Here is a 17,666-nt window from a genome sequence, read left to right as displayed (position 1 = left end):
GGAACGGAGCGGTCAGGAGCCTCAGTAGAGCCCTGCCACCTTTTTTCGTCAACACTTTTCACAAGGATTGAAGAAACCCCAAGTTCACGGGCATGAAAGCCAGTTGACACACCCGAAGGCCTTCACTTCGTGAACGCCGAACCCCTTGACGGCCCTCGCGGCGGGGCAGTTCACTCACGCTTCGATCCCCCGGATCCAAGACGTCAGGAGCGCCCCCCCCATGCCTCGCCTCTCCGACCATCCACCCCGAATCACCGCGGCCGCCCTCGCCGCCGCCCTGGTCGCCGCCCTCCTCGTGCTGCTCCCCGGCAGCGCCGCCGAGGCCGCGCCCGTCCTGCTCTCCCAGGGCAGACCCGTCACCGCCTCCAGCCAGGAGAACGGCGGCACGCCCGCCTCCGCCGCCGTCGACGGCGACAACGCCACCCGCTGGTCCAGCCAGTTCGCCGACCCGCAGTGGATCCAGGTCGACCTCGGCGCCCCCGCCCAGCTCAGCCAGGTCGTACTGCGCTGGGAGACCGCGTACGCGAAGGCCTACCGGATCGAGCTGTCCACCGACGGAGCCGGCTGGAGCACCGCGTACTCCACGACCTCGGCCACCGGCGGGGTCGCCACCCTCGACATCGGCGGCACCGCCCGCTACGTCCGCGTGTACGGCACCCAGCGCGCCACCGAATGGGGCTACTCGCTCTACGAGTTCCAGGTCTTCGGCACCTCCGGCGGGGGCCCCTCCCTCCCCGGCGGCGGCGACCTCGGCCCCAACGTCATCGTCTTCGACCCGTCGACCCCGAACATCCAGGGCAGGCTCGACGAGGTGTTCCGGCAGCAGGAGTCCGCCCAGTTCGGCGCCGGCCGCTACCAGTTCCTGTTGAAGCCGGGCACCTACAACGGCCTCAACGCCCAGATCGGCTTCTACACCTCCATCTCGGGTCTGGGTCTGAGCCCCGACGACACCACCATCAACGGGGACGTGACCGTCGACGCGGGCTGGTTCGGGGGCAACGCCACCCAGAACTTCTGGCGTTCCGCCGAGAACCTCGCGCTCAACCCGGTGAACGGCACCGACCGCTGGGCCGTCTCCCAGGCCGCGCCGTTCCGCCGCATGCACGTCAAGGGCGGGCTCAACCTGGCCCCCGACGGTTACGGCTGGGCCTCGGGCGGCTACATCGCCGACTCGAAGATCGACGGCCAGGTCGGCAACTACTCGCAGCAGCAGTGGTACACGCGCGACAGCTCCATCGGCGGCTGGGGCAACGGAGTCTGGAACCAGGTCTTCTCCGGGGTCCAGGGCGCCCCCGCCCAGTCCTTCCCCAACCCGCCGTACACCACGCTCGACACCACCCCCGTCTCCCGGGAGAAGCCCTTCCTGTACCTCGACGCGTCCGAGTACAAGGTCTTCGTACCGGCCAAGCGCGTGAACGCGCGCGGTACCTCCTGGGGCAACGGCGCGCCGCAGGGCACCTCGCTCCCGCTGAGCCGGTTCTACGTGGTCAAGCCCGGGACCACCGCGGCGACGATGAACCAGGCGCTGGCCCAGGGCCTGCACCTGCTCTTCACCCCCGGCGTCTACCACGTCGACCAGACCCTCCAGGTGAACCGCGCGGACACGGTCGTCCTCGGCCTTGGCCTGGCCACGCTCGTCCCGGACAACGGGGTGACGGCGATGAAGGTCGCCGACGTGGACGGGGTGCGGCTCGCCGGGTTCCTGATCGACGCGGGCCCGGTCAACTCGCCGAGCCTGCTGGAGGTCGGCCCGGCCGGAACGGCCACGGACCACGGCGGCAACCCGACGACCGTGCAGGACGTGTTCATCCGGGTCGGCGGCGCCGGCCCCGGCAAGGCGACCGTGGGCATGATGATCAACAACCACGACACGATCGTCGACCACACCTGGATCTGGCGGGCCGACCACGGGGACGGGGTGGGCTGGGAGACCAACCGCGCCGACTACGGGTTCCGCGTGAACGGTGACGACGTACTGGCCACCGGACTGTTCGTCGAGCACTTCAACAAGTACGACGTGCAGTGGAACGGCGAGCGCGGCCGCACGGTCTTCTACCAGAACGAGAAGGCGTACGACGCCCCCAACCAGGCCGCGATCCAGAACGGCTCCACCAAGGGCTACGCGGCCTACAAGGTGGCTGACTCGGTGACCGTCCACGAGGGCTGGGGGCTGGGCAGCTACTGCTACTACAACGTGGACCCGACGATCCGTCAGGACCACGGATTCCAGGCGCCGGTGAAGCCGGGCGTGAAGTTCCACGACCTGCTCGTCGTCTCGCTGGGCGGCAAGGGCCAGTACGAGCACGTCATCAACACCACGGGCGCACCCACCTCGGGAACGTCGACGACCCCGTCCACGGTCGTCTCCTTCCCCTGACCCCACCCCACCGGCTCCGGGAGACCCTGGTCTCCGGAGCCGGTGGGCGCGCCCCGGAGCCGGTGGGCGCGCCCCGGCCCAGCGGCGCGCGGGGCGCGGGTCCGCCGACCGGGACGCCGGATCGAGGAGGGCTCAGACCTCCAGGATGATCTTTCCGGCGGTGCGGCCCGTCTGGCTGAGTTCGAAGGCCTCCGCGAGCTGCCCCAGGGGGAACGTCTTGGCCACGGTGACCTTGAGCTGCCCGCTCTCGGCGAGCCGGCCCAGTTCGGCCAGCCCTTCGGCGTCGGGCCGCACCCACATCCACTGGCCTCCCGCGCCGAGCACGGCGGGATCGGCGATGGAGGCGTGCCGGCCGCCCTCCGCGAGGACGGCCTGGGTGACGTCCAGGACCCCGCCGACGAAGTCCGCGACCACGCTGACCCCGTCGGGGGCCAGGGCGCGCACCCGGTCGACCAGGCCCTCCCCGTACTCGACCGGCTCGCAGCCCAGTTCGCGCAGCCGGTCGTGGTTGCGCGAGGAGGCGGTGCCGATGACCCGGGCGCCCAGCGCCCGGGCGATCTGCACCCCGAAGGACCCGACCCCGCCGGCGGCGCCGTGGATGAGGACGGTGTCCTCCTTGCCGATGGCGAGCCGGGTGAGCAGCTGGTACGCGGTGAGCCCGGCCAGCGGCAGGCCGGCCGCCTCCTGCCAGCCGAGCGAGGCCGGCTTGGCGGCCGCGGCCCGTACGGGGACGCTGACGTACTCGGCGAAGGTCCCGCCGTGCACGTAGTCCTTGCGGGCGTACGCCATGACCTCGTCGCCGACCGCGAACTCGGGCGTGTCGATCCCGACCCGCTCGACCGTTCCGGCGACGTCCCATCCGGGGACCACCGGGAACACGACGTCCATCATGGAGTCGAGCCCGCCCGCCATGATCTTCCAGTCGACGGGGTTGACCGAGGCGCACTTGACCCGGACGAGGAGCTCGCCGGGGGCCAGCTTGGGCAGGGGCAGCCGGGCCTCGGAGAGCACCTCCGTCCCGCCGTACGTCTCGTACGCCATCGCCCGCATGGTGTCCTCGGACATCTACCCGACCTCTCCCTCAAGCGCGTGCCGTGAGCTGGTGGAATCAGCGCGTGCCCATCCCATCACGAAAGGCCGGGCCCACCCCGAGAAGCGGGGTGGGCCCGGCGCGGCGCGAGGGGCCGTTCGCTCACAGGGCCCGGTGCGCGGCGATCACCTCGGCGTAGCGGCGGCCGCTGGTCTTGACCGTGCGGCGCTGGGTGGCGTAGTCGACGCGGACGAGGCCGAAGCGCTTGTCGTAGCCGTAGGCCCACTCGAAGTTGTCCAGGAGGGACCAGGCGTAGTAGCCGGCGAGCGGCGCGCCGCGGCGGGCGGCCCGGGCGCAGGCCGCCAGGTGACCGGTGAGGTAGCGGGCGCGCTCGGGGTCGTGGACGCTGCCGTCGGCGGCGACGGTGTCCGCGTACGAGGAGCCGTTCTCGGTGACGTGGATCCGCCGGGCCCCGTACTCCTCGGTCAGCCGCATGAGCAGCGTTTCGAGGCCGTCCGCGTCGACCTCCCAGTCCATGCCGGTGCGCGGGACGCCGGGACGGTCGATCTGGCGGGCGTACGGGGCGGGGCCGCCCGGGTCGGCGGCGACGGTCTGGGGGAAGTAGTAGTTCAGGCCGGTCCAGTCGAGCGGGGTGGCGATGGCGGCCAGGTCTCCGGGGCGTTCGGGGAGGTCGACGGCGTAGACCTCGCGCATGTCGGCGGGGAAGCCGTGGCCGTGGACGGGGTCGAGCCACCAGCGGTTGACGTGGCCGTCCATGCGCACGGCGGCCGCCCGGTCGGCTTCGCCGTCGGTGGCGGGCTCGATGGTGGAGAGGTTGTTGACGATGCCGATCTGCGCGCCGGGGGCGGCGGCCCGTACGGCCTGGGTGGCGAGCCCGTGGCCGAGCAGCAGGTGGTAGGAGGCCCGGACGGCGGCGGTCAGGTCGCTCCAGCCGGGGGCCATCCTGCCCTCCAGGTGGCCGATCCACGCCGAGCACAGGGGCTCGTTGAGCGTGGCCCACTGGGTGACCCGGTCGCCGAGGCGGGCGGCGACGAGCCCTGCGTACGCGGCGAAGTGCTCGGCGGTGGCCCGCTCGGGCCAGCCCCCGCGGTCCTGGAGGGCCTGGGGCAGGTCCCAGTGGTAGAGGGTGACGGAAGGGGTGATGCCGGCGTCGAGGAGGCCGTCGACGAGCCGGTCGTAGAAGGCCAGGCCCTTGGGGTTGGCCGGGCCGTCCCCGCCGGGGACCACGCGCGGCCAGGCGACGGACATGCGGTAGGCGTTGGTGCCGAGCTCCCGCATCAGGGCGATGTCCTCGCGCCAGCGGTGGTAGTGGTCGCAGGCGGTGTCGCCGGTGTGGCCGCCGTCGACGGCGCCGGGGGTGTGGGAGAACGTGTCCCAGATGGAGGGGGCGCGGCCGTCCTCGGCGACGGCGCCCTCGATCTGGTAGGCGGAGGTCGCGGTGCCCCAGGCGAACCGGCGGGGCAGGGCGGCGAGGTCGATGTCGAGGGGGCCGAGCCCTGGGGCGGTGTCGGTACGGGTTTCGGAAAGGGTCATGTGACGGCTCCTGCCGAGGGGGTCATTTGACGGCTCCCGCCGTGAGGCCGGCCACCAGGTACTTCTGGAGCAGCAGGAATCCGGCGACGACGGGGATGCTGACGACGAGCGAGGCGGCCATGATCTGGTTCCAGTAGACGTCGGTCTGCGTGGAGTAGCCCTGCAGTCCGACGGCGAGGGTGCGGGTGGTGTCGTTCGTCATGACGGAGGCGAAGAGCACTTCGCCCCAGGCGGTCATGAAGGCGTACACGGCGACGGCGACGATGCCGGGGACGGCGGCCGGGACCACGACGCGCAGGAGCGCGCCGATCGGGCCGCAGCCGTCGACGGTGGCCGCCTCGTCGAGGTCGCGGGGCACCGAGTCGAAGTAGCCGATGAGCATCCAGATGGAGAAGGGGAGGGAGAAGGTCAGGTAGGTCAGGATCAGCGCGCCGCGGGAGCCGTAGAGGGCGATCCCGGTGGCGTTGCCGATGTTCACGAAGATCAGGAACAGCGGGAGGAGGAAGAGGATCCCGGGGAACATCTGGGTGGAGAGCACGGTGACGGTGAACAGGCGCCTGCCGCGGAAGCGGTGGCGGCTGACCGCGTAGGCCGCGAAGACGGCGATGACGACGGAGGCGGCGGTGGCCGCGCCCGCCACGATCAGGGAGTTCACGAAGTACCGGGCGAGCGGGACGGTGTGCCAGATGTCGATGTAGGGGCGGAGGGTGAGTCCGCTGGGGATCCAGCGGAAGCGGCCCGTGACGTCCTGGAGCGGCTTGAGGGAGCTGGTGACCATCACGTAGACGGGCAGCAGCACGAAGCCGGAGAGCAGGGTGAGGAAGACGGCGCGGATGACGCGGAAGGAGGGGGGCGGGGCCGGCGGCGAGGACCGGCGGCCGCTTCTGGGGCCGGGGTTGGTGCCGGGGCGCTCAGACATGTTCGTTCCTCCGTCCGCGGGTGGTGACGAGCAGGTACCCGGCGGTGACCAGCAGCAGGAAGAGGAGCAGCAGCACGGACATGGCCGAGCCGGTGCCGAAGTTCCAGGTGACGAAACTGGACTGGTAGATGTGGAGGGAGACCAGGTCGGCCGCCTCGGGGGCCGATTTGCCGAACAGCACGAACGGTGTGTTGAAGTCGTTGAAGGTCCACAGGAACAGCACGAGGACCAGCACCTGGTTGACCGCTCCGACCGAGGGCAGGGTGATCCGGTGGATCTGCCGCCAGATGCCCGCACCGTCCAGCGCGGCGGCCTCGTACAGCTCGCCCGGGATGTTCTGGAGGGCGGCGGTCACGATGAGGAAGGCGAACGGCCAGCCCTTCCAGACGGAGACGGTCAGCAGGGCCCAGAAGCTGTTGTCGCCGAGCAGCCAGAAGGTGTGATCGGCGCCGCCGAGGCCCAGTTGGTCGTGGAGGACGTGGTTCACCAGGCCGTTGTCCCGCTGGAACATGAAGGCCCAGGTGATGACGGCCGCGTAGACGGGCAGGGCGTACGGGACCAGGAACAGGGCCCGCAGGAGGCCGCGGCCGCGGAAGCTCTCCTGCATGAACACCGCCGCCGCGGTGCCCAGCAGCCAGCACAGGCCGACGGAGAGCAGGGTGAAGAGGCAGGTGGTGAGGAAGGAGCGCAAGAGGGCTTCGCCGACCGGCCGGTTGACGTCCAGGACGAGTTCGTAGTTGTCCCGGCCCGTCCAGGGGGCACGGGACCAGTCGCGGATGAAGAACTGGGTCAGCCGGCGGAAGCTCATCAGGATGCCCATGACCATCGGGACCAGATGGATGAGCAGTTCGAGGACCAGTGCGGGCAGGAGCAGCAGATAGGGCAGGGAACTGCGGCGCAGGCGTGCTGACTTGGGGAACATGCGGCTTCCGGTGCTCATCGGGCCGGGCTCAGCTCGCCATCTGCTGCTGGGCCTTGGTGAGCTTGGCCTTGACCGACTCGGTGGTGACGGGGCGGCCGGCCGCGGCGTCGGCGAAGAGCTCCTTGACGGCGGTGCCGACGGCCGTCTCGAACTGGGACTCGTGCGGGACCTGCGGGAGCGGCGCGGCGCTGGTGCCCAGGGTCGTGCGGAGCACGGTGAGGTCGTCGGTGGCGAAGGCGGGGTCGCTCTGGGCGGCCTTGACGGGCGGGATGGACCCGTACGTCTTGTTGAGGATCTTCTGTTCCTCGTCGCTGGTCATGAACTTCACGAACTTGAGCGAGCCGTCGATGTTGTCGGTGTTCTTGAAGACGGCGAGGTTGATGCCGGCGACCATGGAGTTGGTGTGGGTGCCGGTGCCGGGCGCGCCGCCGGCGGGCACCGGGACCGGGGCCACACCCCAGTCGCCCTCCTTCATTCCGTGGCTCTTGAAGGAGGAGGCGGCGCTCTGCCACAGGACCATGGCGGTCTTGCCGGTGGCGAAGTCCTGGAGGGACTGGTTCTGGGCGTACTCGGCGTTGCCCGGCGCGATGATCTTGTCCTTGGCCATCAGGTCGACGTACTGCTTGACGGCGTCGACGGCGCCCGGGGAGTCGAAGGCGGGCTTTCCGGCCGCGTCGAAGAAGTCCGCTCCGTGCTGCTTGGCGAAGACGAAGGCCTGGTGGATGTTCTCGGAGAGGTTGCCGCCCTCGGCGCCGAGGGCCCACTTGCCGTCCTTGGACAGCAGCCGGCCGGTGGCGACCATCTCGTCCCAGGTGGCCGGGGGCTTGGCTATGCCCGCCTCCTGGAACATCTTCTTGTTGTAGTAGAGCGCGTACGCCATGGAGTACAGCGGGACGGCGGCCGGATCCTGGCCGGCGGCGCCCGCCGAGCCGATGGCCGAGTCCACGAAGCGGTCCCTGCCGCCGATCGCGGCGAAGTTCTCGGCGTTCCACGGGAGCAGGGCGCCGGTGGCCTGGAGGGAGGAGGACCAGGTGTTGCCGATGTTGAGGACGTCGGGGCCCTGTCCGGAGGCGGTGGCGGCCAGGATCCGGTTGAGCAGGTCCGACCAGGGGACGACTTCGAGCTTGACCTTGATGCCGGTCTGCTCCTCGAACTTCTTCAGCTCCGGGGTGAGGACCGCCTGGTCCGCCGCGAGGTCGGGGCCCTGGTTGGAGGCCCAGTAGGTGAGCTCCTTGGGGGCGGTGTTGGAGCCGCCGCCGGAGTCCGCGGTGCCGCCGCCGCAGGCGGTGGCGGCGGCGGCGAGCAGGGAGGCGGTGACGGCGGCAGCGGCGGCTCGGGTTCTGCGCATGGCGGATCGGCCCCTTTCGGCAGGGTCGGGGAAGGCCTGGCGGATGTTCTCGGCCCGGGTGGCAATGTCTCGGCGCCAGCGCTTCGGCGGCATCCACCGCATCGGGGTCCAGCGCCTCAAGGCCTTAATTCAGGACGTGAGTTAAGCCTCGTGAAAGGGTCGCGTCAAGGGGTCTCGCAAGGGTATGTTGCGAGCGACGACAGGACGGACGGCAGGACGGAAGGAGCCAGATGACCACAGGGCGTGGCGGCCGTACGGTGCGGGACCTGCGGCGCGGCAACCGCAGCGCCGTGCTCCAACGGCTGTACTTCGGCGGGCCGATGAGCCGGCAGGAACTGGGGCCCGCCACCGGGCTGAGCTCCGGCTCCGTCAGCAACGTGGTCGGCGAACTCGTCGCGGACGGACTCCTGGAGGAAGCCGGCGTCGTCGACTCGGACGGCGGCCGGCCGCGCACCCTGTTGCGCGTGGCCCCCGGCAGCGCCCACATGATCGGGGTCGACGTGGGCGAGACCAGGGTACGCGTCGAGCTGTTCGACCTGGCCCTGACCGAACTCGCCCGCGCCGAGCTGCCGCTGCAGCCGCGCGGCTGTTACGACGTCGGCCCGATCGTGGACCACGTCCGCACCGGGATCGCCGCCGTCCTCGCACAGGCCGGGGCCGGGACGGACCGGCTGCTGGGGGTGGGTGTCGGCGTCCCCGGCATCGTGGACCGCGAGGCGCCGGGCGGCGCGGTCGTCCACGGTCAGACGATCGGCTGGGACGCGGTCCCGCTGGAGGCGCTGCTGCGCGCGACGGGAGCCGTGCCGCCGGAGGTCCCGTACATCATCGACAACGGCGCGCGCACCCTCGGCCAGGCCGAGATGTGGTTCGGTGCGGGGCGCGGCGCGCGCGAGGCGGTCGTCGTCCTGTTCGGCTCGGGCGTCGGCGCCAGCCTGATCACGGACGGCTCGCCCGAGGGCGGCACGACGGCGGGCACCCCCCTGGAGTGGGGACACCTGACGGTCTCGGTACGGGGCCGGCGCTGCCGGTGCGGTGCGCTGGGCTGCCTGGAGGCGTACACGGGGGCCGAGTCCCTGCTGGAGCGCTGGTCGGAGCGGGGCGGCGGCGCCGGCGGGGCCGCTGACGAGGAGGAGGCCCTCTCGGCGCTGCTGGCGGCGGCCGTCGCGGCCGATCCCGTAGCCCTGGAGGTGCTGGAGGAGACCGCGGAGTACCTCGGCGCGGGCCTGTCCGACGTGATCAACCTGTTCCGGCCGGAGCGGATCCTGATCGGGGGCTGGGCGGGGCTGCTGCTGGGCCCGCACATCCTGCCCGCCGTACGGGAGCACGCGGCCCGGTACTCCCTGCGCCACCCCGCCGACCGGGTCACCATCGACCTGGGCTCCCTGGGACCGGACGCGGTGACGGTCGGCGCGGCGACGCTCCCGCTGTCGGCGTTCTTCGCCACGGGCGGGCGCCCCGCGCCCCGCCCCGCGCAGCCCGAGCCCCCGGGCTGGCACACGTCCCTGGCGGTCCGCGCCGGATCTCCGGCCCGACCGGCCTGAGTTCAGGCGCGGCCCTCCGCCGCGTGCCGGGCGAGGGTGTCCAGGAAGGCCGTGGTGAGCGGGTCGGGGTGCGGACGCGTGTAGGCGGCCAGCATCCGGCGCACGGGCGGCTCCGGGCGCAGCACCCGGCCCGCGAAGCCGGCCGGTACGACGCTCTCGGGGACCAGGGCCGGGCCGAGCCCGGTGGCGGCCAACAGCGGCGCCGCCGCGGTCTGTTCGGTCCGTACGGCGGCCCGCGGCCGGAATCCGGCGGCCGCACAGGCCTGGTCCACCACCTCGGCCAGCCCGTTGCCGGGGGCGTAGTGCACCCAGGAGCGGTCCGCCAGGTCCGTGAGGCGCACCCGGTCCGGGGCCGGATCGCCCGCGGGGACGGCCAGTACGAACTCCTCCTCGCCCAACTCAGTTACGGTTCCCTCCCATTGGCCCGGTCGGGGGCCCACGGCGAGGTCGGCGCGGCCCGCGGTCATCGCGGCGAGCAGGGCGTCGGTGTGCGGGAACTCCATGAGGCGGACGCGTACCTGCGGGTGGTTCTCGTGCCAGGTGCGCAGCACCGGGAGCATGATCCCGAGGGTGACCGAGTAGACGGCGGCGACCTGGATCTCGCCCCCGTCCAGGCCCACGGCGCGGCGGGCGGCGGTCCGGGCCCGTTCGGCGTCGGCGAGCGCGGCGCGGGCATGCGGGAGTATGGCGCGGCCCATCGGGGTCGGCCGGACCGCGCGCGCCAGCCGCTCCAGCAGCGGCCCGCCGGCATCCCGCTCCAGCACGCGGACCTGATGGGACAGGGCGGGCTGGGAGACGTGCAGGAGTTCGGCGGCGCGGGTGAAGGAGCCGGTGTCGACGACGGTGACGAGGTACTCCAGCTGCCGCAGGGTAGTCATGAGCAGATCTTATGGCAGCGGTAGAAACCATGTCTTGGACGTATGGGCTCCGCCGGATGCAGAGTCGGGGAGGCACAGGACGAGGACCTCGCAAGACCGCGGTCCGGAGCCGCGGCCACCACCCCGACCCCGTACCCCCGACCCAGGACATCCCATGACCACTACTGGCCTTTTCCAGGACTCCCTCGACGGCAAGCGGCTCGTCGTCGTCGGCGCCGGCTCGCACATCGGGCGGACGCTGGCCCTCACGGCGTCGGCGGCCGGTGCCGAGCTCGTCCTCGCCGGGCCCGACGCGGACCGGCTGTCGGCGACGGCGGCCGCCCTGCCCGGACCGGCGCGCATCCAGCCGACCGACCTCACCGACGAGGGGTCGATCGCGGCCCTCGCCGAAGCCGCGGGCCGCGCCGACCACGTCGTCTCGACGGCGGCCCTCCCCGCCAACGGGCCGGTGTCGGATCTCGTACTCGCCGACGTCCAGCGGGCCTTCGCCGCGAAGGTGTTCGGGCCGCTGCTGCTCGCCAAGCACCTGGCGGGGCGGATGAACGAGGGTGGCTCCCTCACCTTCTTCTCGGGCTTCGCGGCCTGGCGGCCCGCCCCGGAGCGGGTGGTGATGGCCACCACCAACGGAGCCCTGTCCTTCCTGGTGGAGGCGCTGGCCGTCGAGCTGGCGCCCCTGCGGGTCAACGCCGTCTCCCCCGGCATCATCGACTCCGGGGCGTGGGACCGGCTCGGCGGGGACAAGGATTCCTTCCTGCGCGGGGTCGCGGACCGCAACCCCGCGAGGAGGTCCGGCACTCCCCAGGACGTGGTGCGGTCGGTGCTGTACGCGATGACCAACCCGTTCGTCACCGGCACCGTCCTGCACGTGGACGGCGGCGCCCGACTCGTCTGAGACCCCCCGCCCGGGCTCGGCGGGCCGGTCCGCGGCGCCCCCGGCCCCGTTCGAGGCGGGCCGGCAACGGCCGCGCCGGGCTGCGCGGTCAGACCGGGAACCCGCCCTGGAAGGCCAGCCGCCGGTCGGCGCCGTCGGCGATCGTGCCGAGCAGCTCGTCCAGGTCGAGGAAGACGGCCCACGGCTCGGTACCCGCCGCCTCCGCGATCCGGGCGACCAGGAGGTCTTCGAGTCCGGGTACGCGCTTGCCCTTCCACACCTTGTCGGCCGTGCTCACCAGCAGCTCCTCGACGCTGACGCCGGGCGCCGCCCAGTCGGCGTGGGTGGCGGCGAAGCGGGCCTGCCCCGCGGTGAAGCCGCGGGCGAGGAGCAGCTCCCGCCCGGCTTCCTCGTGCGCGGAGCCCGGTCCGCTGAGCTCGGCGGTGTGGACGGCCTTGCCCACGTCGTGCGTGGCCGCGCCGAAGAGCACGGCGTCGCGGGCGAAGGGCAGGCCGGGGCAGTACGCCGCCAGCCAGTCGGCGAGGTGGGCGGCCACGTCGTGGACCAGTCGCAGGTGCGCGACCAGTCGGGCCGGGGCGGCCGGCTCGCGCAGCAACTCGCTCACGCCGGGCGGCAATGCGCGCAGTGGTGGATCCGCGGATGCGTCGAGGGCCCGGGGCGTTCCGGCGGGGTCGGCCATGGCAGCGGGCTACCCGGGACCCCGCCGGGCGCCCTGGTCACTCGTACTCCGTGCCTCCCTTGCGGGTGAGGTAGGCCGGGCTGACGGCCTTGGCTATGGCGCGGCCCCCGACCACCGGGCTGTAGCGCTCCGTCGCCGGCCGGATGACCACGCCCTCGCGCAGGTGCACGGACCGGCCGGACACCGTCTCGCGGCCGCTCGCCAGCTCCAGCACCGCGTCGAGATCGTACGGGCCTTCGAAGAGCCGTGGCACGAGGGGCAGTTCACCGTCCTGGAGCAGCTCCCGCGGGTCCAGCCACCGCACCTGTCCGTCGATCTCCGCCGATACGTCGAAGACGGCGTACCCCGGCCCGGTGGCGGCCGTGCGGGCATCCGTTCCGTACGCCAGGTCCTGGACGCCCGCGCCGTACACCTCGCCGAACACTCCGATCCGGGTGGCACCCAGCCGCTCGGCCAGTTTCGCGGCCACCTCCGGTACGCCGTGCCCGCGCACCGCCCGCCAGTACAGGTTGCGCTCGTCCTCCCGCAGGGCCAGCCCCTTCGAGCCGAAACCCTTGGAGGAGACCAGCACCCGGCCCCCGTCGACGACGTAGGTCGCCAGGCAGGCCGTGCCGTGCAGCTTCTCGGTGAGGACGACCGGCTCGCCCGGCTCGAACAGGTGCGGGTAGCGCTGGAGGTTCTCGATGTCCACCCACGGCAGCAGTTCGGGCGCCGCCTCCACCTCGCCGTTCATCGTCGTCGGGACGGGTGGCACCCATTTGGTGATCCCGAGCAGCTCGGCGAAGTCCACGCCCTCCGCGGCGGCCCGCGCCAGGTCCACACCGGCCAGCGCGCGCGGCCGGCACACCAGTCCCTGCGACAGCTCGCCGCGCAGCCGGACCGCCTTGACGCGGTCGGCGGAGCCTCCGGCGAGACGGCCGGTCAGGCCGAGCTCCGCGATCAGGTCGGCGGGCAGCACGGCCTGTTCGGGTATGTAGAGCGCGAACTCCCCGCTGCGGTAGGCGCCCTTGGCGACGACGGCACGGTAGAGGCCCACCTGGGCCAGCTCCAGCGCGTCGGCGTTCGGATGCTCGTGGACGGTCAGCTCTTCGGCGGTGACCCGCAAGGTCGACATGTGCGCAACTCCTCGGATGTGACGGCGTCGTAGGCGACGAAGTCCACTGTGCGGTCCGGCATTTGCGCTGGTCCAGCCGGATTCCCGGTGCTAGCCTGACGCGCCCGTCGCCCGTCGCCGGCAGCCCACTCGCCGTTCGCCGCGCCCGCCCAGGAGGCCCCGTGCCACGTCGTCCGGTCACCGTCGTCACCGGGGGCGGCAGGGGCATCGGCGCCGCGACCTGTCTGCGCCTGGCCGCGGACGGCCATGACGTGGTACTCGGATACCTCCGCGACGACGCGGCGGCCGAAGCCGTGGCGGAGCGCGTACGGGCGGCCGGGGCGCGCTGTGCGACCGTACGCGTCGACACCTCCGAGGAGTGCGCCGTGGAGCGGCTCTTCGACATCGCCGGGGCCGAGTTCGGAGCGGTGACCGGGCTGGTGAACAACGCGGGGGTGACCGGTCCCCTCGGCCGGCTCGCCGACGCCTCGACCGAGGATCTGCGGCGCGTGGTCGAGGTGAACCTGCTCGGGTACCTGCTGTGCTGCCGCCGCGCCGCCCGCGACATGGCGGCTTCGGGCGGCGGGGCCATCGTGAACGTGTCCTCGGCCGCCGCCACGCTCGGCAGCCCCGGCGACTACGTGCACTACGCGGCGACCAAGGCCGCCACCGACGCCCTGACGGTCGGGCTGTCCAAGGAGCTCGGGCCGGACGGGATCCGGGTCAACGCGGTGGCGCCCGGCATCATCGAGACCGACATGCACGCCGCGATGGGCGACCCCGGCCGGCCCGCCCGGGCGGCTTCCGGGATCCCGCTCGGGCGGGCCGGGCAGCCGCAGGAGGTGGCCGGGGCCGTGGCGTGGCTGCTGTCCCCGGACGCCTCGTACACGACGGGCGCGATCCTGCGGGTCTCGGGCGGCCGCTGAGGCGGGACCTCCGCCGGGTCGGGGGCGGGGTCCGGCTCCGGGTCCGGGTTCCGCTCCCGAGCCCGATCCCGCTCCCGCCTCAGCCTCCGAACGCCGCCCGGGTCGCCGGGCCGTAGACCCCCGGCTGGTCGCCCTTGATGTCCCGGTCCCGCTGGAGCTGTGCGACCCCGCGCTTGGTCTGGCTGTCGTATTCGCCGGTGACGGAGACGTACGTGAACCCCTGCCCGCGCAGCCGCTCCTGGAGGGCGCGCACCTCGGGCCCCCGGTCCCCCATGCGCAGCGTTCCCGAGGCCCCCGGGGAGACGGCACCCGAGGGGCCGCTCGACGGCGCCGGCTTGGGGCTCTGCCCCGCGGCGGGTCCCGCCGACCCCGCTGCCGACGCCGAAGCCGATGCCGATGCCGTCGGCGCCGAGGCCCGTACGGACCCTTCGGGTGAGGGCTGGGTGTCGGACCCCGCTCCGGGGCTGCGCGCCGGGAGCACCGGAAGGGACAACTCCGGCGCCTTCACGGCCCGCCGGGGCTCCGGGTCGGGCCCGCTCGGCAGGAACACCAGCCCGCCGGCCGCGATGAGCGCGAGCAGCACCAGGGCCACCAGCGGAAGGCGGCCGCCGCGCTCCGGAGCGGCGCCGGCAGCGGTCGGCCCGAAGTCGTCGTCGTCCAGGGTCCCGGGCGCGCGGAACGACACGGGAACGGGACCGCTGTGCGGCCAGGCGGGCGTCGCCGACCGGACCGGGCGGTCGCTCGGGGCGGCCACGTACGGGCGCACGAACAGCCGGTCGCCGGGCGCGCCCGGGCTCTCATCGGGGTGGGGGGACACGGTTTCGTCTCCCGGCGGGGTGGGGACCGGCGCGGCGGTGCGGTGTCGGCCCCCACCCTGCCGGTCAGGCCCTGCGCCGCCGCGCGACCAGGACCGCTCCCGTGGCGGTGCCCGGCTGCGGGGCGCCGGCGGTGGTCATGGGGTCAAGCCCCTCACGGACCGGTACGAACATATGAGACATCTCCGAAGTGCAGCTCATGCGGTGGTTCTTGAGTGCGTGATCGGCGCACTCTTTCCCCCCGGGACGGCCCGGGTCAAGCCGGGTGTCCGATCTGCCCCATCCATCCGTTCCGCGCGGCCCCGGCCGCACACTCCCCCGCCCCTTCACCCGGACGCGTGAGCGCGGGCTCTCCAGCGGCCCGCCGTGCGGCATGGTGGGCGGATGCGGTTACGCCGGGCTCTGCCCCTGTCACTCGTCGCACTGCTCGCGAGCGCGGGCTGTCTCGGCTCCGGCCAGGAGGCGGCCCCGGCGCCGGGGCGGGGCACGTCGGCGCCCGCGGACGCCGAGGCGACGGCCGATGCCACGCCCGCGCCCGGCCTGGCGCCTCCTGCGCGGTCTCTGCCACTGCGGCTGGGAGAGCTCCCGCAGCCGCCGCTCACGCCGCCGCTCGCACCGCTCCTGCCCACCGCCCCCGAGCGGCCGCACACCGTACGCGGCGCCACACCGCCCGCGGCGCCCCGCCGGGCGCGCCCGCCGGGGCCCGCGCAGCCGCACACCCCGCGCCGGCAGGCCTCGCCCCCGCCGCCCCGCTCCGACGAGCTGTGCGCCGCCGCCGAGGGGTCCGTACCGCCCTCCATCGTGGATCTCTGCATCCGGCAGTATGGCCGCTGACCGGCACGAATCGCTCAGGACTTGACCCTCCCCCCGTGTCAGGGCCTGCACTGGAGGACGTCATGTTCACCATCGGAGACTTCGCCAAGCACGGCCGGGTATCGGTCCGCATGCTGCGCCATTACGACGCCATCGGACTGCTGCGCCCGGCCCGTGTCGACCCCGCCACCGGCTACCGCCACTACGAGGCCGGCCAGCTCGCCCGCCTCAACCGTGTCATCGCGCTCAAGGAGCTCGGCTTCACCCTGGACCAGGTGGGGTCGATCCTCGACGAGCGGCTGGGCGCGGAGGAGTTGCGCGGCATGCTGCGGCTGCGGCGGGCGGAACTGGAGTCGGCCATGGCCGCCGCGGCGGCCCGGCTGAACCAGGTCGAGACGAGGCTCCGGACCATTGAGAGCGAGGGATCCATGTCCACTGTCGACGTCGTCGTCAAAAGCCTTCCGCCCGTACGGCTCGTCGAGATGACCGGGGTCGCGGCCGGCTACGAGCCGCAGGACATCGGGCCGGTCATCGGCCCGCTCTACGAGGAGCTCTGCCGCCGGATCGAGGCCGCCGGGGTGGTCCCGACCGGCCCGGCGATCGCGTACTACGAGGAAGCACCGGGCGCGGAGGCCGGCGCCGTCCTCGTTCACGCGGGGTTGCCGGTCGGGGCCTCGGTGCGGGCCGAGGCCCTCGGGGGCCCGGTACGGGTGGTGGAACTGCCCGGGGTCGAGCGGGCCGCGACCGTGGTGCACCGGGGTTCGATGGACGGGGTCCTGCCCACCTCCCAGGCGCTCGCCCGCTGGATCGACGCGAACGGCCACCGCTCGGCGGGTTACGCGCGCGAGCTGACCCTCGCCTGCCCGGACGACGGCGACGCGTGGGTCACGGAACTCCAGGAACCCCTCGTGCCGGGCATCTGAGCAAGCGGCCCCGGGCGGGCACCGGCCCGCCGCCGGCAGCGCGTCAGGCGGCGGGGCGGCGCGGGCACGCGTGGGCGCAGGCGTCGGGGCGGCGGCGGGCGGTGAGGCGGCGGGCCGTGCGCAGGCGCCGCAGCGTGGCGTGGCCGCGCCGGCGCCACTCGGCGCGGGGCAGGCCGGCCCGCTGGCCGCCGCCGGTGATCAGGGCGTTGACGGGGGCGTGCGGATCGGCGGCGATGCCCTTGGCCACCAGGACCCCGACGACGAGCGGGACCAGGGCCACGGCGAGGGCGGAGCCGGCGGTGGTCACGTGCCGCATGCGGCGCGGGCGGGCGGTGGCGTCGAAGGTCATGGCCCCATTCGACCAGCGGCGCGGTGGCCGGGAATCGGGGCGGATACTCAGGTCGTTGGGTGTGAGGTACTCAGAACGTCGCGGAGGGAGGAGTGGCGATGGCGTCCTTCGAACCCGCCACCGGCGACGGGCCGCAGCCGCCGGCCACCGCGGCGCGTGCGGCCGAGGTCCGCACGGCGTACGAGGGCATGCTGCAGATCCGGCGTCTGGTGAACGGCCCGGCCGGGACGGCGGTTCCCGCCCCGTGGGAGCTGAGCCGGATGGCGCGCGCCGTGGCCCTCGTCCTGGAGGCGGCGGGCATCCCGCCGTCGGCGGTGGACGAACAGGGCCGTCGTACGCGGACCGGCTACCGGGTGGCGCCGGGTGCGGCCGGGGCCGCGACGGTGGAGGTGACCTGGCTCGGGCCGCCCGGGGGCGGCGCGGCCGAGGAAGAGCAGGAACGTCTGACGGCCTGCGCGGCCGCCCTGGAACCCCTGGGCTGGGGCTGCCTGCTCTACCGGGGTCCGCGCCGGCGCCGCTTCCTGGAGGTGGAAGCGCCCCGCTGACCGGCCCGGCTTCCGGTTCCGGGGGCGCACAAGGGCGCGGACCGTACCGGCCCGCGCCCCCG

The 17,666-nt window shown here is 73.4% G+C and carries 18 protein-coding genes; 7 read left to right on the top strand and 11 right to left on the bottom strand.

Annotation, left to right across the window (positions count from 1 at the left end; translation table 11 throughout):
• Positions 1 to 220: 220 nt before the first annotated feature.
• Entirely contained in the window at positions 221 to 2,377 is a 2,157-nt protein-coding gene (locus ACS04_RS23055) for a discoidin domain-containing protein (protein WP_048478625.1), read from the top strand.
• 132 nt (positions 2,378 to 2,509) lie between these two features.
• Here ACS04_RS23055 and ACS04_RS23050 read toward each other — a convergent pair whose 3' ends face one another.
• The 5 genes from ACS04_RS23050 to ACS04_RS23030 all read right to left on the bottom strand — a co-directional run bounded on the left by ACS04_RS23050 (position 2,510) and on the right by ACS04_RS23030 (position 8,150).
• Positions 2,510 to 3,427 (bottom strand): NADP-dependent oxidoreductase, encoded by a 918-nt coding sequence (locus ACS04_RS23050; RefSeq protein ID WP_078865198.1) that lies wholly within the window; start codon positions 3,425 to 3,427, stop codon positions 2,510 to 2,512.
• A 142-nt stretch (positions 3,428 to 3,569) separates the two neighbouring features.
• Positions 3,570 to 4,961: a GH1 family beta-glucosidase gene (locus ACS04_RS23045; protein ID WP_048478623.1), complete on the bottom strand. Its 1,392-nt coding sequence runs from the start codon at positions 4,959 to 4,961 to the stop codon at positions 3,570 to 3,572.
• Positions 4,962 to 4,983: 22 nt separating this feature from the next.
• On the bottom strand, positions 4,984 to 5,880 hold the full coding sequence (locus ACS04_RS23040; protein WP_048478622.1) for a carbohydrate ABC transporter permease: 897 nt from the start codon (positions 5,878 to 5,880) through the stop codon (positions 4,984 to 4,986).
• Positions 5,873 to 6,820 carry a carbohydrate ABC transporter permease gene (locus ACS04_RS23035; RefSeq protein ID WP_048478621.1) on the bottom strand — a complete coding sequence of 316 codons (948 nt, stop codon included), beginning with the start codon at positions 6,818 to 6,820 and terminating at the stop codon, positions 5,873 to 5,875. Before ACS04_RS23035 ends, ACS04_RS23040 begins: the two co-directional genes overlap by 8 nt.
• 10 nt (positions 6,821 to 6,830) lie before the next feature.
• Positions 6,831 to 8,150, bottom strand: a complete 1,320-nt coding sequence (locus ACS04_RS23030) for an ABC transporter substrate-binding protein (protein WP_048478620.1) — start codon at positions 8,148 to 8,150, stop codon at positions 6,831 to 6,833.
• Between the two features lie 230 nt (positions 8,151 to 8,380).
• Between ACS04_RS23030 and ACS04_RS23025 the strand changes: the two genes are divergently transcribed.
• Positions 8,381 to 9,691 carry an ROK family transcriptional regulator gene (locus ACS04_RS23025; protein WP_048478619.1) on the top strand — a complete coding sequence of 437 codons (1,311 nt, stop codon included), beginning with the start codon at positions 8,381 to 8,383 and terminating at the stop codon, positions 9,689 to 9,691.
• A gap of 2 nt (positions 9,692 to 9,693) precedes the next feature.
• Here ACS04_RS23025 and ACS04_RS23020 read toward each other — a convergent pair whose 3' ends face one another.
• Positions 9,694 to 10,569 carry a LysR family transcriptional regulator gene (locus ACS04_RS23020; protein ID WP_048478618.1) on the bottom strand — a complete coding sequence of 292 codons (876 nt, stop codon included), beginning with the start codon at positions 10,567 to 10,569 and terminating at the stop codon, positions 9,694 to 9,696.
• 154 nt (positions 10,570 to 10,723) lie between these two features.
• Here ACS04_RS23020 and ACS04_RS23015 point away from each other — a divergent pair, with 154 nt between their 5' ends.
• Positions 10,724 to 11,461 (top strand): SDR family oxidoreductase, encoded by a 738-nt coding sequence (locus tag ACS04_RS23015; protein ID WP_048478617.1) that lies wholly within the window; start codon positions 10,724 to 10,726, stop codon positions 11,459 to 11,461.
• Between the two features lie 88 nt (positions 11,462 to 11,549).
• Here ACS04_RS23015 and ACS04_RS23010 read toward each other — a convergent pair whose 3' ends face one another.
• Positions 11,550 to 12,140 (bottom strand): HD domain-containing protein, encoded by a 591-nt coding sequence (locus ACS04_RS23010; protein WP_048478616.1) that lies wholly within the window; start codon positions 12,138 to 12,140, stop codon positions 11,550 to 11,552.
• A 37-nt stretch (positions 12,141 to 12,177) separates the two neighbouring features.
• The gene (locus ACS04_RS23005; protein WP_048478615.1) at positions 12,178 to 13,254 is read right to left on the bottom strand and encodes an RNA ligase (ATP); all 1,077 of its coding nucleotides are present in this window, start codon (positions 13,252 to 13,254) and stop codon (positions 12,178 to 12,180) included.
• A 161-nt stretch (positions 13,255 to 13,415) separates the two neighbouring features.
• Between ACS04_RS23005 and ACS04_RS23000 the strand changes: the two genes are divergently transcribed.
• Entirely contained in the window at positions 13,416 to 14,159 is a 744-nt protein-coding gene (locus ACS04_RS23000; RefSeq protein WP_048478614.1) for an SDR family NAD(P)-dependent oxidoreductase, read from the top strand.
• A gap of 79 nt (positions 14,160 to 14,238) precedes the next feature.
• Here ACS04_RS23000 and ACS04_RS35425 read toward each other — a convergent pair whose 3' ends face one another.
• Both ACS04_RS35425 and ACS04_RS40095 read right to left on the bottom strand, forming a co-directional pair.
• On the bottom strand, positions 14,239 to 14,976 hold the full coding sequence (locus tag ACS04_RS35425; protein ID WP_053080907.1) for a peptidoglycan-binding domain-containing protein: 738 nt from the start codon (positions 14,974 to 14,976) through the stop codon (positions 14,239 to 14,241).
• Between the two features lie 64 nt (positions 14,977 to 15,040).
• Entirely contained in the window at positions 15,041 to 15,175 is a 135-nt protein-coding gene (locus ACS04_RS40095) for a hypothetical protein (RefSeq protein ID WP_280921024.1), read from the bottom strand.
• Positions 15,176 to 15,358: 183 nt separating this feature from the next.
• On the opposite strand from ACS04_RS40095, the gene ACS04_RS38315 reads away from it, so the two are divergent.
• Positions 15,359 to 15,808: a hypothetical protein gene (locus ACS04_RS38315; protein WP_158977462.1), complete on the top strand. Its 450-nt coding sequence runs from the start codon at positions 15,359 to 15,361 to the stop codon at positions 15,806 to 15,808.
• A gap of 62 nt (positions 15,809 to 15,870) precedes the next feature.
• A complete protein-coding gene (locus ACS04_RS22990) occupies positions 15,871 to 16,710 on the top strand; it encodes a MerR family transcriptional regulator (protein ID WP_048478613.1) in 840 nt (279 codons plus the stop codon).
• Positions 16,711 to 16,753: 43 nt separating this feature from the next.
• Here ACS04_RS22990 and ACS04_RS22985 read toward each other — a convergent pair whose 3' ends face one another.
• Positions 16,754 to 17,059 carry a hypothetical protein gene (locus ACS04_RS22985; RefSeq protein WP_048478612.1) on the bottom strand — a complete coding sequence of 102 codons (306 nt, stop codon included), beginning with the start codon at positions 17,057 to 17,059 and terminating at the stop codon, positions 16,754 to 16,756.
• 98 nt (positions 17,060 to 17,157) lie between these two features.
• Between ACS04_RS22985 and ACS04_RS22980 the strand changes: the two genes are divergently transcribed.
• Positions 17,158 to 17,604, top strand: a complete 447-nt coding sequence (locus ACS04_RS22980; RefSeq protein WP_048478611.1) for a hypothetical protein — start codon at positions 17,158 to 17,160, stop codon at positions 17,602 to 17,604.
• Positions 17,605 to 17,666 lie beyond the last annotated feature (62 nt).

Origin of the sequence: Streptomyces roseus (assembly GCF_001044425.1) — a bacterium.
Lineage (GTDB): Bacteria > Actinomycetota > Actinomycetes > Streptomycetales > Streptomycetaceae > Streptomyces > Streptomyces roseus.
Note: the sequence above shows the minus strand (reverse complement) of the source record. Positions and strands in the feature narration are given on the sequence as shown.